Source organism: Acinetobacter sp. YH12156 (genome assembly GCF_013418235.1).
GTDB classification, from domain to species: domain Bacteria; phylum Pseudomonadota; class Gammaproteobacteria; order Pseudomonadales; family Moraxellaceae; genus Acinetobacter; species Acinetobacter pseudolwoffii.
This window is the reverse complement of sequence record NZ_VPCL01000006.1, coordinates 49240-73396: the sequence shown is the minus strand read 5'-3', so window position 1 is coordinate 73396 and position 24157 is coordinate 49240. Positions and strand designations below refer to the sequence as shown.

Below are 24157 nucleotides of genomic sequence, written 5' to 3'. Positions count from 1 at the left end.
TCAAATGCCGTTATAGCATAGTTTCCAAAGCCAAAGAATCAGTGTTGCCAATTCACAGCAGATGTTTATAGGATGCAAATGCATCAGGAGATATTATTTCAAGTCAGACACGCAAGGTGCTCATAAAGCTGAGCGCAGAGAACAACCAGATCAACAGAATGAAGCTGCGTGCTTGATTGAAGTTGTCGACATCTGTGCCATGTAGCATGTTATGACGGCTCATGGTCACATTCGAGCTTGAATCCATTTTATAGGCAGCAAGTTCAGCAAAATACGGATTCAGTTCAATCGCAATTTTAGACTTATGCCACAGGCTTTTAATTTCATTGCCTTTTAAACCCGGTACGATTTTATAGACATCGACAAACTTGGTGCCATTTTGCTTTAAGAAACCTGCTTTGATCAGGATATCTGTCAAAATACCTTCGAGCTGCGCATAGACATTTGGAATACAACCGCTGTAAAAGCCAAGTTTGTACATTTTCAAGCTTTCAAGCAGCACCAAACGGCGCTTGGCTTTGATGTCTTCATCAATCTCTAAGGCATCGAAGGCTTTCAGCATTTCAGTCTGGAAATATTCGCTATTGATCATATCGAGTAGCTTAAATTGCTCAATATCTTCAAACTGGTGAATGGCCGGCCAAAAATGCATCAAATTTAAAGCATCATTGGCAAACTTCGCGCCAATCGGTTGATCCAGCTGATCTGCCAGCACTTGGAAATAAGCATCTTGCGCGACTAAACCCGATAAGTTTTTGATTAAAAGTGTATGTTCATCTGCCGAGATGTCTTCAAGATAAGCTTCTGCATCTTTTAAAATCTGACTGCCCAACTGTTTTTGACTCGCTGCATTTTGTTTAATACGCGTGACAGGTTGGTCAAAATCAAAATCATCTTCGTCAATCATGGTTTTCTAGCTCAAAGCTTTTAGATCAATGGCCTATTATCGCTGTTATTGGCAACGCAATATAGGGAAATCTACATTTCCAAGACATTCTGTAAATACAAAGACCTTTCGACACGAATTCGCGGTGAAATGGAATTGATTCGCTTAAAGGATTGCTTTGTATTCGGACCTGCATCAGGTAAAATCATCCACCTTGCATAATATACGAATGAGAGAGTCATATCCGTGCGTAATATCTTAGTCACTAACGCCCTTCCATACGCCAATGGCCCGATTCATATGGGTCACCTACTCGGTTATATCCAAGCTGATATTTGGGTACGTGCGATGCGTGCAATGGGTCATGATGTGACTTATGTCTGCGCGGACGATGCTCACGGCACAGCCATCATGTTACGTGCTGAAGCCAACGGAATTTCACCGGAAGCACAAATTGCCAACGTGCAAAAGGAACATATCCGTGATTTTGACGGTTTTGCGGTGCACTTCGATCATTATGATTCTACCCATAGCGATACCAACCGTGCACGTGCATCTGAAATCTATATCAAAAACCGTGATGCCGGCAATATCGCGGTTCGTCCTGTCACCCAGCTTTTCGATCCTGAAAAAGGCATGTTCCTCTCCGACCGTTTCATTAAAGGCACCTGCCCGAAATGTAAAGTAGAAGATCAATATGGCGATTCATGTGAAGTTTGCGGTGCAACTTATAATGCAACCGAATTATTGAACCCACATTCGACTTTAAGCGGTGCAACACCCGTCGAAAGATCATCTGACCATTACTTCTTTAAGTTGCCGAATTTTGGTGAATACCTGCAAAAATGGACACGTGATGAAGGCCGCTTACCGGTCTCGATTGCCAACAAGTTAGATGAATGGTTTGAAAATGGCCTGAATGATTGGGATATTTCGCGTGATGCGCCATATTTCGGTTTTGAAATTCCAGACGCACCCAACAAATACTTTTACGTGTGGGTCGATGCGCCAATTGGCTACATGTCGAGTTTTGAAAACTATATCAAAACCAAACGTCCTGATTTAAGCTTTGATGACTACTGGAAAAAAGATTCTAAAAATGAGGTGTATCACTTCATTGGTAAAGACATTGTGTATTTCCATGCGCTGTTCTGGCCGGCAATGCTAGAAGGTGCTAACTACCGTACGCCATCAGGTTTATTTGTAAACGGTTTCTTGACTGTCAATGGTCAGAAGATGTCGAAATCTCGCGGCACATTTATTAAAGCGGAAACCTATTTAGAATATTTAAACCCTGAATATTTACGCTACTACTTCGCGTCGAAACTTTCGGATAAAGTTGAAGATTCTGACTTGAATCTGGATGATTTTGTGCAGAAAGTAAATTCTGACTTGGTTGGTAAAGTGGTCAACATTGCCAGCCGTTGTGCGAAGTTCATCAATACTAAATTTGACAATAAATTATCTGCAACTTGTGCAGAGCCTGAATTGGTTCAAAGCTTTATTGATGCGGGTGATTCAATCGCAGCGCAATATGAGTCACGTGAGTTCTCTGCTGCGATTCGTGAAATCATGGCACTTGCAGATAAAGCCAATCAATACATCGATGAGAAAAAGCCTTGGGCGCTGGCGAAGCAGGAAGGCCAGGAACAACAAGTACATGACGTATGTTCTGTCGGTATTAACCTGTTCCGTCAATTGGCTGTTTATTTGGCTCCGGTGTTGCCAACACTGGCGCAACAAGTTCAAGATTTCTTGCAATTAGAATCTTTCAACTTCGCTTCTCGTGAAACGATTCTGCTGGGTCATGAAATTGCATTGTTCCAACCATTGATGCAACGTGTAGATCCAAAAGCGGTTGCCGCAATGGTCGATGCATCTAAAGATTCTTTAGCTGCTCCTGCTGTTGAACCAGCTAAAGCTGAAAAGAAAAAAGAGAAGAAGGTCGAGAAGAAAGCTGAACCTAAAGTCGGTGAAGCTGAAATTATTGGCATCGAAGACTTTATGAAAGTTGACCTACGTGTGGCTGAAGTTCTTGAAGCAGCTATAGTTGAAGGTTCTGACAAACTGCTTCAACTCACTTTAAACGTTGGTGAAGCTGAGCCACGTAATGTGTTCAGTGGTATTCGTGAGTTCTATCAACCTGAAGACCTAAAAGGTAAATTGGTGGTGATGGTGGCTAACCTTGCGCCACGTAAGATGCGCTTTGGTATTTCAAATGGTATGGTTTTAGCTGCGGGTAATGGCGATGGTGTTTGGGTGATTTCACCTGAATCTGGTGCTAAACCGGGTGATAAAGTGTCTTAATTTTTAGACCTAAATATAAAAATCCCCTCAATTGAGGGGATTTTTTACTGCTGAGGACTTATCGAATTCTGTGAAAAATTCGGAGATCTTGGTCCATATAACAAACCTTTTTGCTGATTCAACCGTGGCGAATACAACAATTGACTTACCGTACCTGATAGTACATACGCCTTATCACTTAAATGATTCGAGATTTGATCCACCAAAGCACCAACCAACATACCCACTAAACCAGCATTATTATTGCTGTTAGCAAGGATCTGCTTTTCTGAACCTTCCCAAAGAAGTTGACCAGTTTTTAAATCAACCAATTTAGCTTCTACAGCTACCGTAGCTACCGTTTGAATCACTTGATACTTCGAACCATACTCTTTTACTTTCACATACAAAGCAGCATCAGCGCCAAAAATCTCTTGTAGCTTTTGAGTGCTTACTGTTTGAGCATCAGAACCGTTATAAATACCATTTTCCTTAAACATCGTATCGACAACGCTAATAGGGAAAACGTAATAACCTGCCTCTGCAACAGGAACAGTTACTGTTGACCAATAACTATAAATTGCACGTGTATCAGGAGATTCATTCACAGGTGGCATCACCAAAATAGACTTTGGCATATGCGCGGTGTAGCTGCTTAAATCACGCGTATTTTTAGGGGCTACTGCACAACCTGTAACTAACAATGTTACTGCAACTAAAACGAATAAATGTTTTAACTGTTTCATTTTTTCGCTCCTGCAATAATAGTTTGACTTGTCATTTTTTTCAGTAAACGATCCATCAAAACAGTTGATTCTGGATAAACCTGACGCTCTAACTCAAAATACTCTACTGCTCGTGGGCCATTATTAAGATTTAAATTTAATAGCCCTAAATGTGCATATAAACCCGGGGGCACAGCCGCATTTTTAGCTTTAGCCTTCTCTATATCTTTTTCAAGTTTAGCAATCTGCTCTTGAGGAGAGGTTTTTTCAGGAACACTTAACAACAAATAAGTTTGTTGCGGATATGTACCCCAACTATATAAAGATTTAGGACCACTTGCACAACCAACCAAACTTAGTGACATCACAGCACCAAGTAATAAAAAAATATTTTTCACAGAATAATCCTATTACTTGTTTGACCATTTACCAGTCTGTAAATCAAGCACAAGATTATTCACTGCTTCACGTACAGCTAAATCTAAAACCTTACCGTTTAATGTTGAGTCATAAGATGCGGTCGAACCAAAACCAAGCACTTCACGCTCACTTAACGCATACTCACCTGCACCTTGTACTGAGTGAACCACTTCTGCAGTTTTTACATCAACTACATTAAGATTAACTTTTGCATAAGCGATTTGCGTTTTACCACGACCTAATACACCAAATAATTGGTGATCACCTACTTCTTTACGACCAAATTCAGAAACATCCCCTGTTAGTACAAAACGTGCGCCTTTAATTGATTGTGTTGATTTTCCAAATCCTGCTTCTTGTTGCAATTCAGATAAATTATCACGATTTAAAACAGAGAAATAACCCGTTTGCTGCAAATGAGTTTCTAAAATTGTTTTTGCTTGCCCCCCCAGACGATCTACATTGTCAGAAAAAATCCCGCGCATATAACTTGAACGGTTATCAAATTTCCCAATAGAAACTGCAGTTTTAGCGCCCGTATATTTTACTTGTGCGGTTGCAGCTGTTACTTGCGGTGCTTGTATTGTTTTTGAGGTTTCAGTTGTTGAACACGCTGTTAAAGCTAAGCAGGTTAAAGAACAAACGAGTGCTGTTTTTTTCAAAATATTAATCCTTGTGACTTAAAAAAATTTTTATTAATTCAAAATAATCTTAACAATAAATAAACAATATCTCCACATAATAAACAAATTAACAATATTTTTTTATAATTCTTATTCATTTAAATAATTAACTTTACTCTTCTTTATAGTCAATAAATACACCTGTATAACCGAGTAAAACTTGGTAATAACAGGATTTTTTCTATAAAATAATTATAAAAACACTGAGTAAAGTCCTGATATGCTAATTCTTAAAAAAATATTCATGTATACACTCTATTATTAAATTGAGAATTTTTTTATTTATTGCCTATAAGACCCAGTCGAAGCATGCTAAAAAACACGTCTTTATAATAGATAAAAATAACGATGAAAATATTCAATCAAAAAATCGTCATAACAGCATTAACGCTTAGCTTATTTATAGCTCTACCCCAAGCTCAAGAAACCGAATTAATCCCCTAAAAAAACAAGTTGCTGGTTACTACCACCACCAAATCATTGCACTACTTGATGGAACAAACTATCTCAATCCATCTATGCTTTAAGGCTTAATCAATACATAAAAAAGCCTCTATCTCTAGAGGCTTTTTTATTGCTGGGTCACTTAGCCTTGCAACACAAATTCCCAAATCACATAGCCCAGTCCAAAACCAAGTAGTGAATATAAGGTAATAATGAAAAATACAAAGCTGGCATTGTTTTTTCTTTTCCAAAAACTCATCGCGACACCCAAAGCTTGTTCGTAATACCCTATGTTAACGAGCTTTTAATAAAAAGTGAAATACATCTAAGCATTTTATTTATAATAATATTTTTACAAAAAACACATTCTTTACTTTCAAAAAATCAATATACAGATTCAGATTGAATTTTTAGTACAGATGCTAAATCGCCATTTCGATTTAAAAAAAATGGTAAATATATTCATATTCTTTTTTGCTGGCATCCATGCTAATACATAGAGTTGACTTTAATTACATAAGAATAGCCATGAAATACCTCAGCTCTTATCTTGTCGGATCACTCCTTGCTTTAGGTTCATTGGCAGGTATTTCCCCAACACACGCACAAACGCCTTCCACTTTAGAACAACAAAAACAGGTTCCCGGATATTATCAATACAGCTTTGGAGATTACCAGATTACTGCCCTGCTGGATGGCACCAATTATTTAGCCAAAGTCTTGTTTAAGGATATTCCTGAAGCAGAAGTGAATCAGATTTTAAAAAAATATTATGTTGACCAAAGCAAAGGCATCCAGACCTCCGTCAATGCTTTCCTGGTAAATACAGGCAAAGAACTGGTCTTGGTGGATAGCGGTGCTTCTAGCTGTAATGGGCCAAACTTTGGGTCTATTTATTCAAATTTACAGGCATCTGGACAAAAGCCTGAGCAAGTCAATTCAATCTTATTAACGCATTTACATCCTGATCATGTTTGCGGCATCAGTAATAACGGCGTTGCCAATTTTGCCAATGCGAATATTTATGTATCGCGAGCCGAACTGGATTTCTGGATGAATCCTAAAAGTGTAGAAAAATTACCAAAAGCAAAACAGGCCGGTTTTTTGGGTACAGTCGATAAAATCAAGAAAGCCATCGCACCTTATCAGGCCAAAGGTCAGTTAAAGACCTTTAAGACTAGCGATAAAATCAATGGTTTTGATGTGATCAGTTCAGCTGGGCATACACCGGGACATTTTGGTTTTAGCTTAAAATCACAAGGTCAGGAAATGATATTTATTGGGGATATTGTACATTCCCATACCATTCAGTTTGATCGTCCACAGACAGCTATAGATTTTGATATCGATCCGAAAAAAGCGGTTGAAACCCGCTTAAAGTATTTTGCGGAATATGCAAAGAATGGCCAGACGGTGGCAGCACCACATTTACCATTTCCGGGAATTGGGCATGTCTATTCTAAAGATGTTAAAAGCTATCAATGGATTCCCGTGCATTTTAAAGATTAAGTTCAAATGATTAGCCGTCCCTTGGAAAGCTAGTAAGAATGATCACTTTCCAAGGATGAGGACTTCAACTGTTGAAACTATTTCATCCCGAAAATAAGTTTTAATCCGAGCACGGTCATCACCGCACCTGCTGCACGGTCAAACAATGCCTTAAACTTTAAATACACACGGCGTGGCTTTTCAGCAGAAAGTGCGACAGCCACGAGTGAGCACCAGCCAGCATCAATAAAAAAACATAAAATGGGCAAAGCAAAATAGAAATAGTTCGGAATTTCTTTTGGTAATAAGGCGGTAAAAATACTGGCCAGCACAATCGCAATTTTTGGATTCGACAACTGCGTGATTAAACCTGTGGTAAAAGCGCGACGTAAAGACATCTGTTTGGTAATGCTCGAATCTGCCTCAATCGGATCTTTGGCATGCTTAATAATTTTAAAAGCCAGCCAAAGTAAATATAGCCCCCCACAAATTTTTAAGGCCAGATAAGCCGAAGGCACAGCCAGCAAAAATGCCTGCAAACCCAGTACTGCCAGCAAACCGAAAATTGCTGCACCTAGACCAGTTCCCAGTGCAGTAAATAAACCATGTTTACGTGAAATCGCAATTGAATTTTTTGCCACATAAATAGAAGTCGGCCCGGGACTCATTGCACCTAACATCAGGGCAACAGCAATTGAGCCTAAAATCCAGAATGATTCCACGAGATAACCTGACTTAAAAATTGAAGGATTATTTTAAGCAAAAACCGAATCATTTGCTCTAAAAATTTCAGTATTGGTCAGGAATTTTAGTTACTGTAATGGCTTACTGTTTTAACTGATCCTGAGCAATGAATTGCGTGTCTAACAGTTGGTAATCCTGATCATGTACCGGTACACCACCAATAATCATGGTACGGGTCTCTGTTTTAGGCTTATTCATCGCATCATCACAACCCGACAAACTGAGCATTACACAAACCAAAATAGCATAGGACAATATTTTCATTATTCTACCCTCCTCAAGGGTTTCCTGTATTTAGATTAGCATCCCTGCTTAAATAATCAGCAGAATATTTGTGACATTCTGCGTCAATTTTTATCTCATGCCTGAAAATGACTTATTCTCAATCCCTGATCTTTACTGCTTTCGCTATAATGGCCGAATAACTGACTGTGTTAATTTTTATGTTTGCAGAGATTGCCCAAAATATTCCCGATCAACAGATTAATTTTCACGATATTATTTTAACAATACGTCGTCTGGATCTGGTACATCCGCAAATTTCAGGCAACAAGTTTTTTAAACTGAAATACAATTTTCTGGAAGCACAAAGACAGGGTTATCGGCAGATTCTCAGCTTTGGTGGTGCGTATTCCAATCATATTGCGGCCACTGCATTTGCCGCACAGCAGTTTGGTCTTCAGAGTGTGGGGATTATTCGGGGTGAGGAGCTGGCCCATCGACCACTCAATCCGACTTTAGCCACCGCACGGCAGTTGGGGATGCAGCTACATTTTGTCAGTCGTGAACACTATCGTCGCAAGCAACAGCCTGAGTATCTGGCCGAACTCGCACAACAATTTCCTGAGCATTATCTCATTCCTGAAGGTGGAACCAACGCTTTGGCCATTCAGGGCTGTCAGGAAATTTTAAGCCCGCAAGATACTCAATTTGATGTGGTTTGCTGCGCAGTAGGCACTGGTGGAACCATCACCGGTCTGATCGAAGCCAGTCAGGCGCATCAGCAGGTTTTAGGATTTTCAGCGCTGCAAGGCTCATTTTTAAAAGATGAAGTCGCGCAACTAACCAGCAAAACCAACTGGACTATTCTGGATGATTATTGCTGTGGCGGCTATGCCAAAACCAGCACAGCCCTCATACAGTTTATTCGGGATTTTGAAACCGAATTTGCAATTCCACTAGAGCAGGTCTATACCGCTAAAATGTTGATGGGCATCTTTGATTTGATTGAAAAAGATTATTTCCCAGCAGGATCTAGACTGCTGGTGATTCATAGCGGTGGGTTGCAAGGCCGTAACATGGATACTACTTCTACAATTGCTTAAGCCTGAATCGGTTGATTATTATTCAGCGCAATCATCCCTTTGACCAAGCGGTAGATGTGCCAGATAAAGACCAGAAAGATGATTAGAAATCCGATCAAGATCATAGTTAATAAGCCACCAACAATATAACCCAGCAAACTGACCCAGAAGGTTTTAATCTGCCAGTCCACATGACTTTCCAGCCAGGTGCCGCGCATTTCATCACGTTTAATGTAGTTCATGATAATGGCTATAAATGGGGTCACACCCAGAAAAAACCCCAGAATATAAAGAATATAAAGAATATAAAGAATATAACTGATCAGGTTGTATTGTTTTAGTTCCTCTGACGTTTCCATAAGCCCTGCCTTATTATTGTGACTTTTGTAAAACTGTACAAAAACTATGCATGATTTTAAGCCGACTTACAAATATTTTATGTTTAAACTCTAATACGGATTGGCAATCAGCCTGTTGATTGTTCAGGAATAGAGAAAGCGGAAATAAAATTGTCTATAATGCTTTCCTTTTGTTCTCCCTCGAGTGTTTTATGTCTTCCAAGCAATACGATGTTCTCGTCATAGGTGCCGGTGCTTCAGGTTTAATGACGGCGTATATGGCTGCACAACGTGGACGTAAAGTCGTAGTGGTGGAAAAAGCCAATAAAGTTGGCAAAAAAATCCTGATGTCTGGCGGCGGTAAATGTAATTTTACCAATCTGGAGGTCGAACCAAGCCATTATATTTCGCATAATCCACATTTCGTCATTTCAGCATTAACGCGTTATAGCAATTGGGACTTTATTGGCCTGGTCTGTGAATATGGTATTGCTTATGAAGAGCGCAAACATGGACAACTGTTTACCCTCAATGGTGCAAAAGATATTCTGTCGATGCTGTTAGCAGAATGTGACAAGACCGGTCTGGTCGATCTTAAAACCAGCTGCGAAGTAAAGGCAGTCAATCCAGTCGATGATCAAGGATTTCAAGTCGCTACATCACTTGGATATTTTGAGGTTGAATCTGTGGTGGTGGCATCCGGTGGCTTGTCCATCCCGACGCTGGGGGGTTCGGGCATTGGCTATGATATCGCAAAACAGTTTGGACATCATGTTTATCCAACCCGTGCCGGTTTGGTGCCCTTCACTTTCTCTGATGGATTTAAGGAGGTGACGACTCGTTTGAGTGGCAATGCCGTAGAAGCGACACTCTCCAATGAGCTCAACAGTTTCACCGAAGCACTGCTGTTTACCCATCGTGGTTTAAGTGGCCCAAGCTCCCTGCAATTGTCCAATTACTGGAATGTCGGTCAAAGCTTTCAAGTCGATTTCTTACCAAGTGCAGATTTACTGGATTTCTTTAAAAGCAAAAAACAAAGCCAGCCCAAAGTGTTATTACGCACCTTAGTCAATGAATTTTTACCGAAAAGTGTCGTGGCTGAATTACAGAGCCTGATCTGGGCTGAGGTCGCAGAAACCGTAATTGGTAATATCAGTGATGATAAACTGGAGCAGATTGCGACACGGCTGCATGGTTTTGAAGTGAAACCATCCGGAACAGAAGGCTACCGTACTGCGGAAGTGACTTTGGGCGGTGTGGATACCAGCGAGGTTTCTTCAAAAACCATGGAAAGTCAAAAGCAGAAAGGCCTGTATTTTATTGGTGAGGTGCTGGATGTTACCGGGCATTTGGGCGGCTATAATTTCCAATGGGCATGGTCATCCGCGCATGCCGCATCGGAATATGTTTAATCAATAGATCATCAAGACTGATATTTAGTTCATTCCAGATAATCTGTCTTAAACAGCTTGAGATTGGTCGTATTTCCTAAACGGTCAATCGTCAGCTGCATTTTTCGAGTGGCTTCTCGCAAATATAGCGGTACTTCATCTGCTGAAGTGTTCTTGAATGTATATGATAGTGTTTGCCACATGATGTTGATCTCCCTTTTTTATATTTTTAATGCAAGAAGAATACCAAAATCATTTTAGTATTCACCTGAATATTATATATTTCTTAAAGGCCAAATTCTATTGTTTGTTATTCAGCAGAATTCTTTCAGTTAAATTCGTCTGTATCAGGTATTTTCCTATCCAGCGCTCGCTCTGACTGCTCGTCCTGTTTGCTCTTCACAAAAATAAATCGATAGGCAGCGGTAAAAAAGCCAAGGGTAATTCCCGCGATAACCAAAGGAGCCAGAACTTTGTTGGGTTTCTTGCTATTCATTTATTTTTCCTCGTGACTGAAAAAAATCGACCACATGAGCGTGGCCGATTTTGGTTAAAAATGACAGGTTATTTCAGGTCATCTTTTTTCTGAGTGGAACGATCAATATCGACATTTGGTTCTTTTTCTCCGGTTGAACCAAATGGATTATTGACTGGCGGATGAGTCGGATCGACTTTTACTGAATCAGGTACGGCTTGATCCGCATCCGGATTGACCGGATCAATACCCAATGATTCATCATCCTGCGGTGCAGTGGTGAGGATTGCCGGTGTGGTATGCGATAAGTCCGTACTCATTGGCGTAGTACCCTCTGCGTCTGAATCTTGATTTGGCACAATACCTGCTCCTGGCGTAGTGGTTGAAGAATCAGTAGTACCGGTCATGTTTTGTGAACGGTCGGAGTATTGTCCCATTGATGTATCTGTAGAACCCATCTCCATCGCTGCACCTGTCGTGCCTGCCATGTCCGTTGTACTTGAAGTACTCTGAGTACCTAATCCTGAAAATATGCTGTTTTCAGCTTGATCTTTGACTGGATTCGGTTCTTTGGCTTCGCGTTTTGCTTTATCAATCAGATCTGTTAAAACTCGCTCCGCAGGCTGACGACCACCCAGACCAAAAGCCAGAGCAAATGCTACTGCGACAGCACCCAGCGTTAAACCAAATGCCAGATTCACAATCGAGTCGGCAATACCCATGGCACGTAGCCCCATGGCAACGACCAAGCCCATAATCAGGACACGCACCAGATTCGCTAACCAGCGTGAGCTGTTATATTCACCGCGTTGTACAATGTTCGCGACAATATTTGCCAGCCAGAAACCGATCACCAGAATCACGGCACCGAGCAAGATGTTGGCGCCGAAGTAAATAAACATCGCAATCAGGTCGCTCACCTGTTCAAAGCCGAGACGGTCTGCTGCTTCGGACACTGCAAATAACATGGTGAACAATACGATCAGATAACCGACCACACTCGAAAGTTTAGTGGTGCCTAAAAAACGCTGTACATCCAGTTTGGCAGGAATTTCATCAACACCTGTACCCGATACCACTTCAACCACCAGACGTGCGACCAGTTTAGAGACCACATAAGCCAGAATCAGAATTAAGGCAGCAGCAATAATATTCGGAATGGCATTCATGATTTCATACAGCATCGCCGTGGCAGGCTGAGAAATCGCTTCGACACCCAATGCTTCAAAAGCAATAATCAATGCAGTAATGATCACGACAGCGAAGATGAATGAACCAATCACCTGTGCCACATTGGAATTTTTGAAAATACCTACTTTTTCAGCTTGTTGTTGTACATTCAGACTGTTTAATAGGCCTTCAACAATACCGCGAACAATTTTTGCCAGAATATAACCGACAAAAATGATCACTGCAGCAATAAAGATATTTGGTAAGTAGCTTACGACATCAGTCAGCATATTCTGAACTGGTAACAACAGACCGTTGAGTCCCAGAATAGACAGTACGATTGGCAAGAACAGTAATAAAATTAACCAGTAAGCAATTTCACTGATGTTCTGACTAATGGGACTGACACCCACTTCAGCACTGAGTTTTTCGTCTAGTTGGGTTCGGTCAAGTAGCTTTTGTAGCCCTATTTTCACCAGGTTGGCGACAATCCACCCTATGAATCCGACTGCAATTGCACCTAGTAACTGCGGGATAAATAACAGGAATTGCTGAATCATATTACTGAAAGGACCACTGATACTGGTCAGGTTGAGTACATTCAGTGAACCAATTACGGCAATAATCAGAATAATCCAGAACACCACCCGGGCAATAATACTTTCGATATTAGAGCGATGGCCTGTCGCCGTATTTAAGTGTGTATTGGTTCCAAGTTTTTGCAAGACTTTCTTGACTGCTGCCGAAACCAGTAATGCAATGATCCAACCAATGACTAATATGGCAATTGCACTCAGAATGGGATGAAACTGATCCCAATAATACATGGCGTCGAAGCCGCCACGCGGACTTCTCATATAATCATTCATGTTGTTTTACCCTCTTTGTTATTAAGCTATTTATCTGAAATCGGGAGCCTATCCTTGAAACATTCAGCCCCTTCTTCTTTCGGATTCACCTTCAGATTTGATGTTTTTAGACTTGAGCCAGCTAGCTATCATTAGCTTAAACATCACAATATATTGCAAAAAAGCCCCAGTGGTTTCACTAGAGCTTTTGATATATGTCTGAGTTATCGAGCCGCCTGTGCATCATCTGTCGCAGTTGCTGTTGCTTCTGTTCCATCACCTAGCGTTGCAGTAGCTTCTGTAGGTTCACCGACTGGAGTCGTATTGTTTGGTGTCGCAGGTTGCACACTAGGGTTCGGATGTCCAGCAGGTGCATCATTTGCGTCTGGATTCATGTCAGCAAACATATAGAACAGTAATGCCAGTAAAAAGATACCTACCAAAATCAAGATATAAACAGGAATACGCTTTTTTTGCGTCACTGCTGTCTGATGATCTAAAGGTGGTTTTTTATTGAAATCATCGACCATAACCATCCTCACTCTTTGTTATTCATAAGTAGATTTTTAGCATAACAAGCAGTTAAAACAGCTTCTGTGACAAAACATGGTGAGATGGTGACGGGATGTAAGTTATATGTATGAATAATATTTAGAATAATCTTTAAGCAATCGTGCTCATTTTTAATTCACTGATCGCTACTGGTTGATGGTGAATGGGTTTAACTCAGTATTATCCTGCTATTCATTTTCCCCTCATGTGAATGACATAGAAAATTACTGGCAGATCAACACATCTAATCGCTTGAATAATTGCAACACTATTCGCTTAAACCTTCTTATAGAGCGATATAAAGCGTATCAGAAAAGAAAAAGGCTTTATAATCAATCTGATAATGAGGTTTAGCTTCTCCATTCTTTTCCAATCCCAGTTTGCTTGAGTTGCCTGAGTGGTATGCAGTCCTTTGAAATTCAAGAGCTTCAGTACGCGACCTCAGGGCAGAACCAACACTAAAATTTGCGCTAAACAATAGCACTGCTCAGTTTCTATAAAATGGGCTATAATGTGTCCCTCATTTTTTTATTTCATCGAGCTCTATGGCGTATCGTCAACAAAGTGTATCGTTGGATCTTGACACTGATGTCACCCACCAATGCACTTTGCATCATACTCGCGATCAGCATCTGATCGGGATTATCGAATTCAGTAAACCGAGTTTTGCACTGCGCTGGCAAGACTTGGAGTATTTCCGTCGTCGTACTGAAGAGTTTTCCGTGATGCCTTTCCCGGACTGTGTCAACGCAATGATTATCGATATCCGAGATGTAACAGCATGGCTTGACAATGAAGTGCCAATTATTCCATGGCGTTTATTGGAAGAGGATTGTCCGGTACGCTTAGTCGTCCCTGCGGATCGTCTTGAGCACTACGCCGGATTCTTTGAACCGACCTGGCTCAGTTCCGATGTCGAAACGGCCATTCAAGAAATTCGTGAATCGATGGATATGTTTGTGCATTAAGCTTGAACCGATAAAAAAACCTCCAGTTTGGAGGTTTTTTTATGACTTTTTCTTTCTTATGCTTGTAGTTCAATCTCTTTATTTATTTGCATTCCTTTGAGCATCTCGCAGATTTCCTTTTCTGATTCAGTAACATTTCAGCAATAAATTCAGCTTGAGTCATGCTTGAATCATCAACTAAGATGAATATAAACGAATACTTAGACTTTATAGCAATAATTAGAATATTGTCTCAGCAGCGCCTGAAAACGGGCGTACTCATAATAATTGAAAATGAAAAATGGAGTTTCACGATGAAAGCAAAGACTCAATTCGCTACGCTGCTGTGTGCCAGTGCCCTGACCTTGGGACTGAGTGCCTGTAGTGATAATCAGGCACCAAGCAATCAGCAAGGCAGCCAGAATACTTCTGGCGCGCTCAATAAGATCAAACAGTCCGGCACGATTGTATTAGGTTATCGTGACTCCTCGATTCCATTTTCTTATATCGCTGACAATCCGAATCAGCCGGTCGGCTATGCCCATGACCTGCAACTAAAAGTGGTCGAAGCCGTCAAACAAAAGCTGAATCTTCCTGATTTAAAAATCCGCTACAACCTGGTGACCAGCCAGAACCGGATTCCACTGGTCTCCAACGGTACGGTTGATCTGGAATGTGGCTCGACGACGAATAATAAGGAACGCCAGCAACAGGTCGATTTCTCTGTTGGCTTTTTTCAAGTAGGTTCCCGTCTATTAACCGCAACCAATTCTGGTATTCAAGATTTTAGCGATCTGAAAGGCAAAAAACTGGTGACCACTGCCGGCACCACATCGGAACGCTATATTCGTCAGCATGAAAAAGAATTGGGCCTTGGTGAAATTATTTCGACCAAAGACCATGCAGAATCCTTTTTAATGCTGCAAAGTGGCCGTGCTGCTGCATTTATGATGGATGACATTTTACTGGCGGGAGAAAAATCCAAGGCTAAAAATCCGCAACAATGGCACATTGTGGGTACAGCGCCCATCAATGAAATCTATGGCTGTATGTTACGTAAGGGAGACCCCGAATTTAAGCAGGTTGTGGATGATGCTATTAAAGCCACGTATAGCTCCGGTGAAATCAACAATATGTATAAAAAATGGTTCCAGTCGCCTATCCCACCGAAAAATATCAACTTGAACTATGCCATGTCCGATGCGTTAAAAAATTTGATCAGCAATCCGCATGACCGTGATCAATAAGCGCTGAATCTTATCCACCTTACTTAAGCCTAATAGGTTTAAGGATCTTTGTTGGAGTTGCGATGAATTATAGCTGGAATTGGGGTGTCTTATTGCAACCGACCGGGATTGGGGATACCACCTATCTGAACTGGATCATGACGGGTATCGGCTGGTTGGCTGTGATTGCGATTGTCGCCTGGTCAATTGCCATGCTGCTGGGTAGCCTCTTAGGCATCATGCGGACCTTACCCAGTCCTACAGCTCGGGCTATTGGAACGGCCTATGTGACCATTTTCCGTAATGTGCCTTTACTGATCCAGTTATTTATCTGGTTTTATGTGGTGCCCAACTTTCTGCCCAGCTATATTCATAACTGGTGGATCAATGATTTAGGCGCCAATACCACGGCACTAATTTCTGCCAGTATCGGCTTGGGGCTGTTTACCGCAGCGCGGGTTTGCGAACAGGTACGTACCGGGATTGAAGCCATTCCACCCGGGCAGATCAATGCCGGCTATGCCGTGGGGTTTAGCACCACACAATTATATCGCTATGTGATTTTACCGCAGTCTTTTCGCATGATCTTACCCCCCTTAAGTTCTGAGCTGACCAACTGTGTCAAGAACACCTCGGTGGCCTCACTGGTCGGGGTTGCGGAACTCATTTCCCAGATGAAAACCATCAGCGAATATACGCAAAATACCATTGAGATTTACACCTATGTCACCCTGATTTTTATCCTGATCAATGTCTGCCTGATTGGCTTGATGAACTTTCTGGAAAAGCGCCTTCAGGTGCCCGGTCTGATTACGGGGACTAAATAATGGAATGGTTCACTGCATTTTTTCAGGATTTACAATTATCCGCACCTGCCCTATGGCATGGTCTGAGTATTACGTTAAAAGTCTTATTTTTTGCCACCATTGGCGGGGTCTTTATTGGCACCTTACTGGCATTGATGCGGCTGTCTTCAATCAAGGTGTTGAACTGGATTGCCAAGGGTTATGTCAATCTGTTCCGTTCGATTCCCCTGCTGCTGGTACTGATGTGGTTCTACTTCGCTGTGCCTTTTATCTATACTGGGGTGACTGGAAAATATCTGACCATGGATACGGCACTGGTGTCCAGTATTGTGGCTTTTATGCTGTTTGAAGCCGCCTATTTTTCCGAAATTGTCCGTGCCGGAATCCAGTCTATTCCTAAGGGACAAACAGATGCGGCCTCTGCCCTCGGCATGAGCTATGGCCAGTCCATGCGCCTGATTGTACTGCCTCAGGCCTTTCGCAAAATGACACCGCTATTATTACAACAGACCATTATTTTGTTTCAGGATTCCACCATGGTGTATGCAATTGGCCTGTTGGACTTTTTCCGCAGCAATTATGTACGTGGTGACCTGATGGGCTTACTCACCCAATATATTCTTTTTGCCGGTTTGGTCTATTTCACCATCAGTATGATCGCCACCTATATTGTTAAAAAATTACAGCAGAGGTTAACTGTATGAACGAAGCCAAAGTCATGATTGACCTCCAGCATGTCAGTAAATGGTATAAAGATTTTCAGGTACTGACCGACTGCACCACCCAGATTCGGCAAGGTGAAGTGGTGGTGGTTTGTGGTCCTTCTGGTTCAGGAAAATCCACCCTGATTAAAACTGTCAATGGTCTGGAACCTGTTCAGCAAGGCAGTATTCTGGTCGATGGAATTAAAATTAATGATCCGAAAACCAATTTAAATAAACTAAGAAGTCGCGTGGGCATGGTATTTCAGCATTTTGAATTGTTCCCGCATCTCAGTATTACCGAGAACCTGAGCATTGCCCAGATCAAGGTATTGGGTCGTTCTGAAGCCGAAGCCAAACAGAAAGGACTTGCCTATCTGGATCGTGTCGGCTTAAGTGCACAGGCCAATAAATTCCCGGCACAACTTTCTGGCGGACAACAGCAACGTGTCGCGATTGCCCGTGCGCTGAGCATGGATCCGATTGCCATGTTGTTTGATGAACCAACTTCTGCGCTTGACCCTGAAATGATTAATGAGGTGCTCGATGTCATGGTCGGTCTGGCCAAAGAAGGCATGACCATGATGTGTGTCACCCACGAAATGGGCTTTGCCCGACAGGTTGCCAACCGGGTCATCTTTATGGATCAGGGAAAAATTGTGGAAGATTGCAGTAAAGATGATTTCTTTAATACAGCGCGTGGTGAGCGTGCCCAGCAATTCCTGAACAAGATTCTGCACTAAGCTGTCATTATTCACCTTGCAGATAAAAAAGCTCATCCAAGGATGAGCTTTTTTATCTGCAATTCAGACTTACCAATAATTCTCGACTGCAATATTGCCTTCGCCACGCCGGTTCATGATCAGGCCACGGGCTTTTAAGGCTTCTTTGGTATCATCGACCATTTCCGGGTTACCGCAAAGCATGACATGGGTGGTTTGCGGATTGAGCTGCATACCTACGGCTTTTTCCAGTTCACCATTGGCAATCAGCACCGGTAAACGATCGTGCAAAGGTGCATCAGGCTCACGGGTAATAATCGGAATAAATTTAAATCCGCTATGTCCTTCGCCAAAGGTTTCGGCAATTTCCTGAATCCGTTCCACATAAGCGAGTTCAGCCCGGCTACGCACGCTATATACCAGATTGATTTTTTCGTATTTGCTCCAGGTTTCAAAGTCTTGCAACATGCACAGAAACGGTGCCAGACCAGTTCCAGTGCCCAATAACCACAAGTCTTTGGGTAAGGGCAACTGATAACGGGCCAGCGTCAGATAACCATAGGGAATTTTTTCCAGAAACAGCTCATCCCCTACTTTAAGGTGCTGTAAATTGGAGGTAAATTTACCTTCTGGAACCACAATCGAAAAAAACTCCAGAGTTTCATCAAAAGGAGATGACACCACCGAATAGGCACGAACCACCAGTTCATCTCCCACCTGCAGGCCAATACGCGCAAATTGCCCCGCAGTGAATTTGAAGTGTGCCGGGCGTGTCATGGTGAAACTGAATAATGTATTGGTCCAGCGGTGTACAGATAAAACTTTTTCTAGGCTAAATTTTTCAATTGACATGATTTCAACGTGGCATGAAAGACTGTGCTCATGGTAGCATGGCAATATAATTTATTAATATTTTTTAAATGTTAAGGCTCTACTCATGCGCATGACTTTACGCCAATTGGCTGTTTTTGTAGCAGTGGCACAAGAGGGTACCGTAACGAAGGCTAGCGATGCCGTCAAACTTACTCAAAGTGCGGCTAGTATGGCTTTAGCAGATCTGGAAGATGGTCTGGGTGCTCCATTATTTGACCGTCTAGGCAAACGTTTACAGCTCAATGACCTGGGGCGCTTTCTTCTCCCTCAAGCGCTGGAAATTTTAGGTCGATGCGAATCTTTTGAACAGATTGCGAAAGGTGAGCTTCAAAGTATCGATTTACGTTTAGGTGCAACCCTGACCATTTCAGATTACCTGATTCCTGACCTGATGGCCGATTTTCTAAAAATTCAGCCTCAAGCGCATTTACAGCTGCAAGTTGGTAATACCCGTCAAATGATTGAAGCGGTGAATCAGTTCCAGCTGGATCTGGCCTTGATCGAAGGCTCCTGTCATCTGCCACAACTGCAATGTATCCATTGGCGCGATGATGAGCTGGCGGTGTGCTGTGCACCGGATCATCCCCTAGCGCAATTGAACCGTGAGCTGACCGCGGAAGATTTCAAATCTGTAGAGTGGATTCTGCGCGAAGAAGGTTCAGGTACTCGCGAAGTCTTTGATAATGCCATTTTGAAAGATGTGCCGGATGCCAATATCCGTCTGACACTTGGCCATAATGAAGCAATTTTGAAAATCGTAGCCGGCGGAATCGGCATGTCCTGTATTTCCAAACTTGCGATTGAGCCTTTACGCGAGAAAGGTCAACTGGTGATTCTCAATACTCCGTTCTGGTCTTTAACGCGTCCATTGTTTATGCTGGTACATCGCCAGAAATATCAGGGGCCAGGCCTGAGAGCCTTTATGAATTTCTGTGAAGCCTAAATTTGTTTTCAATCAAAAAGCACCTTAAGGTGCTTTTTATTCTATCTTAAAATTGGCTTTCACACGGGATGCCATCGCCGTCACCATCCATTTTAGTATTTGGACAGTTCCGGATAAAAAATAAAGCCTCTTCGTAAGAACCCATCTGACTACAGTGTTCTCGACCATCGCATTTAAATTGAGATATAGATGGCGAAGCCGTTTCTGGAGTTTTCAGATTAACCGGGTTACTTTGGCTTGGTACCTCAGTACCGCGATTTTCGAGGTTCTTTCTGCCCTGTTCAGATAATCCTTGCATAGCTAGATCACCTTGCGCTGCTCGCTGCTCAGCGACAATTCGTTGCTGCTCTACCATCAGTCCTTCAAGCTTTTGCTGTTTTTGAACTTGGTAGCTTTGGTATTTGTTATAAACAAGCCCAACAAGAATCGCAATAATAATTAATCCCGATATTGTGATTAGTTTGGATCGAGTTGATAATTTTGTCTTTTCATAACGTGGAGAAACATGTGCTTCAGGATCTTCATATAAATCATTATTCTGCTTAATAGCCAATTTTGATTTAATATCCAGCCGGATAATATGGTCTGCCTTAAACTTTCCATTATCTTCAACCATTAAAAACTTTAATTTTTCCCCAATTTTTAATGGAATATTTTGATTGGGAAAGTCTTTAATATGAAAAAATAAATCTTTAGATTCCCCTTCGATTTGAATAAAACCAAAACCACGCGCTTCGTGATAGGTTTTGATTTTCCCCTCTTGAAACATAATTCACTCTTGTCTTTGATATTTTTAATAATTGTAATAAAAAATACATCGAAAAGCTTTTATGAAATTCTTTAATAGAAAAACCAAAAAAGCACTTATAGGCGCTTTTTTAAATTGAAGAATAGAGAAATACCGAGTTAAAAATAGAAAATTAAAAATTTCTGGTTTAAATTTATACTTCGCCCAAAATTATAAAACCAACTGCGGATACCAGTGCCAACCATAGCGTTGGGCTAAAAAGAATTGAACGCTTTAACGGAACAGATATTGTGGGTGCCAAAGATGGTAATGCCACAACTTCCGCTACAAACTCGTCCTGTACTTTGACATCTAGGCGTACCATATTGTCCAATATTATGGTTTCCTGATGAGGAATCATTCTAAATTTAAGCAGTTCTCCAATTTGAGGATCAATTTCAGGTGAAGGTAAATCCTGTAGCCTAAAACTTAGTTCTTGAGCGTCATCTGCTAACTCAATGCTGCCTGTACCACGTTCGGAATCATAAGTTTTAATTTTTCCATTCCTAAACATGACATTTATCCCTATAAATCAACAGATAGTATTTTAAGTGAGAAGGAATAGAGATGATTGTAGCGCTTTGGTAGACGTTTTATTGTTTGCGTAACGAAGTACAAGCTTTAAGTTACAAAAACTGATGTAAGACTATAGTTCATGAATTTTTAGATAAAAAAGAGGCGAAAATGCCTCTTCATTTAGTCAAATTCACGGTTAATTAACGCTTGAGATTTGATAGTAATGCGGAAGTAATTGACTGGTTATGTGCAGCGACCTTAGATTTTTTAGCTTTCTTTGAAGTATCCTCAACACGTTCAATCTTAATGGCTTTATACTTATCGCCATTTTCTACCACATTAAATTTCACGCGTTCATTGCGTTTTGGCTCGCCTTCTGCCGCAGGAAAGTCTGAAATATGGAAGAACACATCTCCCTCAGCTGAACCAATAAAACCAAAACCTTTTGCAGGGTCGTACTGTTTGATTTTGCCCTGATATAATTCATCTTTCATGCTGTTGTCCTATGCTGAAAATGCCCGATCTACATTATATAAAAAAGAGGCTGTAGTAGCCCCTTTTTTCGTCCTGTTCAAAAATTAGTCTTTCTGAACTGAACCAAAGATTTTATCGCCAGCATCACCAAGACCCGGAACGATATAACCATTTTCATTTAAACCGCTGTCGATTGATGCAGTGAACATGATCACATCAGGATGTGCAGCCTCTACACGCTTAATACCTTCCGGTGCGGCAACCAGAACCATAACACGAATGTCTTTACAGCCACTGGCTTTGAGTACATCAATTGCAGCTACAAGAGAAGAACCTGTCGCCAACATCGGATCAATGATCATCGCGATACGGTTTTGTACGTCTGGAACCAGTTTTTTATAATAAGTACGGGCTTCCAGGGTTTCTTCATCACGCTCTAAACCGAGTACAGATACTTTTGCACTTGGAATCAGATTTAAGAAACCATCCAGCATGCCAATACCGGCACGTAGAATCGGCACAACCGTGATTTTTTTACCGGCAATACGGTCAACTGTGACAGCACCATTCCAGCCATCAATATCATGTTCAACCATTGGCAGGTCTTTAGTCGCTTCATAAGTCAGAAGCATGGTCACTTCTTGAGCTAACTCGCGGAAGTTTTTGGTACTGATATCTGCACGACGGAGTAAACCGAGCTTATGTCGGATGAGCGGATGACGGATTTCATGGATTGCCACAGGAGAACACCTAAAAGGTTAAAGATAAATTTCCGCTATTATAAAGGCTTTTATTGATTTGTATAAATAAAAAAGCCCCCAATCATGGAGGCTTTTTTGTAATAACGTCAATCTTCGCAGATATTAGTTAAAACCACTTTGAACCAAAGTGAAAATGAATTGCTGTAATTCAGGTGATATTGCGAAGAACGCATATTTAGAAATCGCAATCACTGGATCTGGATAAACACCAATCACAAGTACCGCAAGTGCAGCAAGTAATACCATGATACCGCCGACTTTTTGACCCCAATGATTCACCGCATCTAGACGTGGTGTTTCAGGTGGTGTCATGTACAGCACGACCATCACGCGCAGGTAGTAATACAAACCAATACCTGAACCCAGAATAACCATTGCAGTCAGGAACCAGGCTTCGCCTGCAACCGCAGTTTTAATCACCAGGAACTTACCGATAAAGCCGGCAGTTAAAGGAATACCTGCAAGAGACAGCATCATTACGGTTAATACAGCAGTCAGGACTGGACGGCGCCAGAACAGACCACGGTATTCAGCCAGACTACCCGCTTCATCCGTATTGTTATACGGACTCGACATCAGCGTCACAACACCGAAAGCACCAATCGTGGTTAATACATAAGTAATCACATACACGTTTACACTTTCAAAAGTCGCAAAACCTTGAACCTGTAAGAAATCGGTATTACGTGAACTGACGATGGCAACCAGCAAATAACCAAAGTGCGCAATTGAAGAGTATGCCAGAATACGTTTCAGGTTCACTTGGCGAACAGCCAGCAAGTTACCTGCAAGAATCGACAATACTGCAATAATCGAAATGATCGTTACGAAGCTGTCTGCCAGGATTAAACCTGAAGACAAAACATAACGAACAAACAGACCAATCATCGCCACTTTTGCCACAGTCGCAAGGAAAGTCGCGATTGGTGCTGGTGCACCTGCGTAGACGTCTGGTGTCCATTTGTGGAATGGTGCCAGCGATAATTTAAATGCCACAGCAAATACAATTAAGGCCAGACCAATTATCACAGCTGGCTGACTGAATACAGTAAACAGTTTGCCCGGTTCAGCAACGAAACTTAAAGTACCTGTGTAGGCATAAATATATGCCATACCCATCAGCAGCATTGCGGACGCAGTTGCTGAAAGCACCAGATATTTCACACCTGCTTCAAGCGATTGAGAACGTTGATGTGTATATGCCAACAGGCCGTATACAGGAATCGACATCAACTCAAGGCTAATAAAGAATGATGCATAGTGCGAGCTTGCCACCATTAACATTGCACCCGCGACGGATATCAACATCAAGATATACAGCTCTTCACGGTTATCTTTATAAGTTTCGATATACGCGTGTGACAAGGTACTACAGGCAAGTGCAGCAATCAGAATCACAAACTGGTACAACATCGTAAATGGATCTACGATGAACAGATTCATCACATTGGCAGGTGCAAATGTGCCTGCCAACAGAACGAAAATGATATAGAACGCTGCTAAGTTCAGACCAACAACAGTCGTCGTCGCAACAAGATTATGGTTACGCTTGATTGCCGTCAGCAACATCACGACGATCGCAGTTAACGACACGATCATCACAGGTGCGAGCGGCATAAGCTCAGAAAAAGACATTGTGAAGTTCAT

At 41.7% G+C, this 24157-nt stretch carries 28 protein-coding genes; 10 read left to right on the top strand and 18 right to left on the bottom strand.

Going from position 1 to position 24157, the window contains the following annotated elements; translation table 11 throughout:
• Positions 1–103: 103 nt before the first annotated feature.
• Entirely contained in the window at positions 104–907 is an 804-nt protein-coding gene (locus tag FTU87_RS07660) for a hypothetical protein (protein ID WP_100329138.1), read from the bottom strand.
• A 225-nt stretch (positions 908–1132) separates the two neighbouring features.
• Between FTU87_RS07660 and metG the strand changes: the two genes are divergently transcribed.
• Positions 1133–3193 carry a methionine--tRNA ligase gene (gene metG / locus FTU87_RS07655; protein WP_180096935.1) on the top strand — a complete coding sequence of 687 codons (2061 nt, stop codon included), beginning with the start codon at positions 1133–1135 and terminating at the stop codon, positions 3191–3193.
• 44 nt (positions 3194–3237) lie between these two features.
• On the opposite strand, the gene FTU87_RS07650 is transcribed toward metG, so the two are convergent.
• From FTU87_RS07650 to FTU87_RS15295, 4 genes are all read right to left on the bottom strand, one after another.
• Positions 3238–3918, bottom strand: a complete 681-nt coding sequence (locus tag FTU87_RS07650) for a GNA1162 family protein (RefSeq protein ID WP_180096934.1) — start codon at positions 3916–3918, stop codon at positions 3238–3240.
• Positions 3915–4262: a DUF4810 domain-containing protein gene (locus FTU87_RS07645; RefSeq protein ID WP_171304303.1), complete on the bottom strand. Its 348-nt coding sequence runs from the start codon at positions 4260–4262 to the stop codon at positions 3915–3917. Before FTU87_RS07645 ends, FTU87_RS07650 begins: the two co-directional genes overlap by 4 nt.
• A gap of 45 nt (positions 4263–4307) precedes the next feature.
• Positions 4308–4979, bottom strand: coding sequence for a CsgG/HfaB family protein (locus tag FTU87_RS07640; RefSeq protein WP_005097869.1), 672 nt, complete (start codon positions 4977–4979; stop codon positions 4308–4310).
• A 607-nt stretch (positions 4980–5586) separates the two neighbouring features.
• A complete protein-coding gene (locus tag FTU87_RS15295; protein WP_086044934.1) occupies positions 5587–5703 on the bottom strand; it encodes a hypothetical protein in 117 nt (38 codons plus the stop codon).
• Between the two features lie 269 nt (positions 5704–5972).
• Here FTU87_RS15295 and FTU87_RS07635 point away from each other — a divergent pair, with 269 nt between their 5' ends.
• Positions 5973–6953, top strand: a complete 981-nt coding sequence (locus tag FTU87_RS07635; RefSeq protein WP_180096933.1) for an MBL fold metallo-hydrolase — start codon at positions 5973–5975, stop codon at positions 6951–6953.
• A 77-nt stretch (positions 6954–7030) separates the two neighbouring features.
• On the opposite strand, the gene FTU87_RS07630 is transcribed toward FTU87_RS07635, so the two are convergent.
• Both FTU87_RS07630 and FTU87_RS07625 read right to left on the bottom strand, forming a co-directional pair.
• Positions 7031–7654: a LysE family translocator gene (locus FTU87_RS07630; protein WP_005097872.1), complete on the bottom strand. Its 624-nt coding sequence runs from the start codon at positions 7652–7654 to the stop codon at positions 7031–7033.
• A gap of 103 nt (positions 7655–7757) precedes the next feature.
• Positions 7758–7940, bottom strand: coding sequence for an NF038215 family lipoprotein (locus FTU87_RS07625; RefSeq protein ID WP_179999761.1), 183 nt, complete (start codon positions 7938–7940; stop codon positions 7758–7760).
• A 179-nt stretch (positions 7941–8119) separates the two neighbouring features.
• Between FTU87_RS07625 and FTU87_RS07620 the strand changes: the two genes are divergently transcribed.
• The gene (locus tag FTU87_RS07620; RefSeq protein WP_180096932.1) at positions 8120–9001 is read left to right on the top strand and encodes a 1-aminocyclopropane-1-carboxylate deaminase/D-cysteine desulfhydrase; all 882 of its coding nucleotides are present in this window, start codon (positions 8120–8122) and stop codon (positions 8999–9001) included.
• Here the strand turns inward: FTU87_RS07620 and FTU87_RS07615 are convergent.
• The gene (locus FTU87_RS07615) at positions 8998–9339 is read right to left on the bottom strand and encodes a hypothetical protein (protein WP_180096931.1); all 342 of its coding nucleotides are present in this window, start codon (positions 9337–9339) and stop codon (positions 8998–9000) included. The two genes, FTU87_RS07620 and FTU87_RS07615, sit on opposite strands and share 4 nt — an antisense overlap.
• Before the next feature lie 191 nt (positions 9340–9530).
• Here FTU87_RS07615 and FTU87_RS07610 point away from each other — a divergent pair, with 191 nt between their 5' ends.
• Positions 9531–10730: an NAD(P)/FAD-dependent oxidoreductase gene (locus tag FTU87_RS07610; RefSeq protein WP_180096930.1), complete on the top strand. Its 1200-nt coding sequence runs from the start codon at positions 9531–9533 to the stop codon at positions 10728–10730.
• Positions 10731–10759: 29 nt separating this feature from the next.
• Here the strand turns inward: FTU87_RS07610 and FTU87_RS07605 are convergent, their stop codons facing one another.
• The 4 genes from FTU87_RS07605 to FTU87_RS07590 form a co-directional block, all read right to left on the bottom strand.
• Positions 10760–10912, bottom strand: a complete 153-nt coding sequence (locus FTU87_RS07605; protein WP_180096929.1) for a hypothetical protein — start codon at positions 10910–10912, stop codon at positions 10760–10762.
• 125 nt (positions 10913–11037) lie between these two features.
• Positions 11038–11205 carry a hypothetical protein gene (locus tag FTU87_RS07600; RefSeq protein ID WP_171294128.1) on the bottom strand — a complete coding sequence of 56 codons (168 nt, stop codon included), beginning with the start codon at positions 11203–11205 and terminating at the stop codon, positions 11038–11040.
• A gap of 68 nt (positions 11206–11273) precedes the next feature.
• Complete coding sequence (locus FTU87_RS07595; protein ID WP_180096928.1) at positions 11274–13223, bottom strand: mechanosensitive ion channel; 1950 nt, start codon at positions 13221–13223, stop codon at positions 11274–11276.
• A gap of 203 nt (positions 13224–13426) precedes the next feature.
• A complete protein-coding gene (locus FTU87_RS07590) occupies positions 13427–13732 on the bottom strand; it encodes a hypothetical protein (RefSeq protein WP_180078245.1) in 306 nt (101 codons plus the stop codon).
• A gap of 567 nt (positions 13733–14299) precedes the next feature.
• On the opposite strand from FTU87_RS07590, the gene FTU87_RS07585 reads away from it, so the two are divergent.
• The 5 genes from FTU87_RS07585 to FTU87_RS07565 all read left to right on the top strand — a co-directional run bounded on the left by FTU87_RS07585 (position 14300) and on the right by FTU87_RS07565 (position 18177).
• Positions 14300–14722, top strand: a complete 423-nt coding sequence (locus FTU87_RS07585) for a hypothetical protein (protein ID WP_005097893.1) — start codon at positions 14300–14302, stop codon at positions 14720–14722.
• A gap of 293 nt (positions 14723–15015) precedes the next feature.
• Positions 15016–15948, top strand: a complete 933-nt coding sequence (locus FTU87_RS07580; RefSeq protein ID WP_180096927.1) for a transporter substrate-binding domain-containing protein — start codon at positions 15016–15018, stop codon at positions 15946–15948.
• 62 nt (positions 15949–16010) lie between these two features.
• Positions 16011–16754: an amino acid ABC transporter permease gene (locus FTU87_RS07575; protein ID WP_180096926.1), complete on the top strand. Its 744-nt coding sequence runs from the start codon at positions 16011–16013 to the stop codon at positions 16752–16754.
• Positions 16754–17437, top strand: a complete 684-nt coding sequence (locus tag FTU87_RS07570; protein WP_074383458.1) for an ABC transporter permease subunit — start codon at positions 16754–16756, stop codon at positions 17435–17437. The genes FTU87_RS07575 and FTU87_RS07570 overlap by 1 nt, the downstream gene beginning before the upstream one ends.
• 14 nt (positions 17438–17451) lie before the next feature.
• Positions 17452–18177 carry an amino acid ABC transporter ATP-binding protein gene (locus FTU87_RS07565; RefSeq protein WP_171063342.1) on the top strand — a complete coding sequence of 242 codons (726 nt, stop codon included), beginning with the start codon at positions 17452–17454 and terminating at the stop codon, positions 18175–18177.
• A 69-nt stretch (positions 18178–18246) separates the two neighbouring features.
• Here FTU87_RS07565 and FTU87_RS07560 read toward each other — a convergent pair whose 3' ends face one another.
• Entirely contained in the window at positions 18247–19008 is a 762-nt protein-coding gene (locus tag FTU87_RS07560; protein ID WP_100355586.1) for a ferredoxin--NADP reductase, read from the bottom strand.
• 85 nt (positions 19009–19093) lie between these two features.
• Between FTU87_RS07560 and gigC the strand changes: the two genes are divergently transcribed.
• Positions 19094–19972, top strand: coding sequence for a LysR family transcriptional regulator GigC (gigC, locus tag FTU87_RS07555; protein WP_100355587.1), 879 nt, complete (start codon positions 19094–19096; stop codon positions 19970–19972).
• 46 nt (positions 19973–20018) lie between these two features.
• Here the strand turns inward: gigC and FTU87_RS07550 are convergent, their stop codons facing one another.
• The 5 genes from FTU87_RS07550 to nuoN form a co-directional block, all read right to left on the bottom strand.
• Positions 20019–20741, bottom strand: a complete 723-nt coding sequence (locus FTU87_RS07550) for a cold shock domain-containing protein (RefSeq protein WP_180049552.1) — start codon at positions 20739–20741, stop codon at positions 20019–20021.
• A gap of 172 nt (positions 20742–20913) precedes the next feature.
• The gene (locus FTU87_RS07545) at positions 20914–21273 is read right to left on the bottom strand and encodes a hypothetical protein (RefSeq protein ID WP_005097909.1); all 360 of its coding nucleotides are present in this window, start codon (positions 21271–21273) and stop codon (positions 20914–20916) included.
• A gap of 202 nt (positions 21274–21475) precedes the next feature.
• Positions 21476–21769, bottom strand: coding sequence for a cold shock domain-containing protein (locus FTU87_RS07540; RefSeq protein ID WP_005097911.1), 294 nt, complete (start codon positions 21767–21769; stop codon positions 21476–21478).
• Between the two features lie 84 nt (positions 21770–21853).
• A complete protein-coding gene (gene upp / locus FTU87_RS07535; protein WP_005097912.1) occupies positions 21854–22489 on the bottom strand; it encodes a uracil phosphoribosyltransferase in 636 nt (211 codons plus the stop codon).
• 123 nt (positions 22490–22612) lie between these two features.
• Complete coding sequence (gene nuoN, locus FTU87_RS07530; RefSeq protein ID WP_074383461.1) at positions 22613–24157, bottom strand: NADH-quinone oxidoreductase subunit NuoN; 1545 nt, start codon at positions 24155–24157, stop codon at positions 22613–22615.

What these genes read in the sequence shown, in the direction of transcription:
- FTU87_RS07660 (WP_100329138.1), bottom strand. Translation starts at nt 907, where the DNA reads ATGATTGACGAAGATGATTTTGATTTTGACCAACCTGTCACGCGTATT.
- FTU87_RS07650 (WP_180096934.1), bottom strand. Translation starts at nt 3,918, where the DNA reads ATGAAACAGTTAAAACATTTATTCGTTTTAGTTGCAGTAACATTGTTA.
- FTU87_RS07645 (WP_171304303.1), bottom strand. Translation starts at nt 4,262, where the DNA reads ATGTCACTAAGTTTGGTTGGTTGTGCAAGTGGTCCTAAATCTTTATAT.
- FTU87_RS15295 (WP_086044934.1), bottom strand. Translation starts at nt 5,703, where the DNA reads ATGAGTTTTTGGAAAAGAAAAAACAATGCCAGCTTTGTATTTTTCATT.
- FTU87_RS07635 (WP_180096933.1), top strand. Translation starts at nt 5,973, where the DNA reads ATGAAATACCTCAGCTCTTATCTTGTCGGATCACTCCTTGCTTTAGGT.
- FTU87_RS07625 (WP_179999761.1), bottom strand. Translation starts at nt 7,940, where the DNA reads ATGAAAATATTGTCCTATGCTATTTTGGTTTGTGTAATGCTCAGTTTG.
- FTU87_RS07620 (WP_180096932.1), top strand. Translation starts at nt 8,120, where the DNA reads ATGTTTGCAGAGATTGCCCAAAATATTCCCGATCAACAGATTAATTTT.
- FTU87_RS07615 (WP_180096931.1), bottom strand. Translation starts at nt 9,339, where the DNA reads ATGGAAACGTCAGAGGAACTAAAACAATACAACCTGATCAGTTATATT.
- FTU87_RS07610 (WP_180096930.1), top strand. Translation starts at nt 9,531, where the DNA reads ATGTCTTCCAAGCAATACGATGTTCTCGTCATAGGTGCCGGTGCTTCA.
- FTU87_RS07605 (WP_180096929.1), bottom strand. Translation starts at nt 10,912, where the DNA reads ATGTGGCAAACACTATCATATACATTCAAGAACACTTCAGCAGATGAA.
- FTU87_RS07600 (WP_171294128.1), bottom strand. Translation starts at nt 11,205, where the DNA reads ATGAATAGCAAGAAACCCAACAAAGTTCTGGCTCCTTTGGTTATCGCG.
- FTU87_RS07595 (WP_180096928.1), bottom strand. Translation starts at nt 13,223, where the DNA reads ATGAATGATTATATGAGAAGTCCGCGTGGCGGCTTCGACGCCATGTAT.
- FTU87_RS07590 (WP_180078245.1), bottom strand. Translation starts at nt 13,732, where the DNA reads ATGGTCGATGATTTCAATAAAAAACCACCTTTAGATCATCAGACAGCA.
- FTU87_RS07585 (WP_005097893.1), top strand. Translation starts at nt 14,300, where the DNA reads ATGGCGTATCGTCAACAAAGTGTATCGTTGGATCTTGACACTGATGTC.
- FTU87_RS07580 (WP_180096927.1), top strand. Translation starts at nt 15,016, where the DNA reads ATGAAAGCAAAGACTCAATTCGCTACGCTGCTGTGTGCCAGTGCCCTG.
- FTU87_RS07575 (WP_180096926.1), top strand. Translation starts at nt 16,011, where the DNA reads ATGAATTATAGCTGGAATTGGGGTGTCTTATTGCAACCGACCGGGATT.
- FTU87_RS07570 (WP_074383458.1), top strand. Translation starts at nt 16,754, where the DNA reads ATGGAATGGTTCACTGCATTTTTTCAGGATTTACAATTATCCGCACCT.
- FTU87_RS07565 (WP_171063342.1), top strand. Translation starts at nt 17,452, where the DNA reads ATGATTGACCTCCAGCATGTCAGTAAATGGTATAAAGATTTTCAGGTA.
- FTU87_RS07560 (WP_100355586.1), bottom strand. Translation starts at nt 19,008, where the DNA reads ATGTCAATTGAAAAATTTAGCCTAGAAAAAGTTTTATCTGTACACCGC.
- gigC (WP_100355587.1), top strand. Translation starts at nt 19,094, where the DNA reads ATGCGCATGACTTTACGCCAATTGGCTGTTTTTGTAGCAGTGGCACAA.
- FTU87_RS07550 (WP_180049552.1), bottom strand. Translation starts at nt 20,741, where the DNA reads ATGTTTCAAGAGGGGAAAATCAAAACCTATCACGAAGCGCGTGGTTTT.
- FTU87_RS07545 (WP_005097909.1), bottom strand. Translation starts at nt 21,273, where the DNA reads ATGTTTAGGAATGGAAAAATTAAAACTTATGATTCCGAACGTGGTACA.
- FTU87_RS07540 (WP_005097911.1), bottom strand. Translation starts at nt 21,769, where the DNA reads ATGAAAGATGAATTATATCAGGGCAAAATCAAACAGTACGACCCTGCA.
- nuoN (WP_074383461.1), bottom strand. Translation starts at nt 24,157, where the DNA reads ATGAACTTCACAATGTCTTTTTCTGAGCTTATGCCGCTCGCACCTGTG.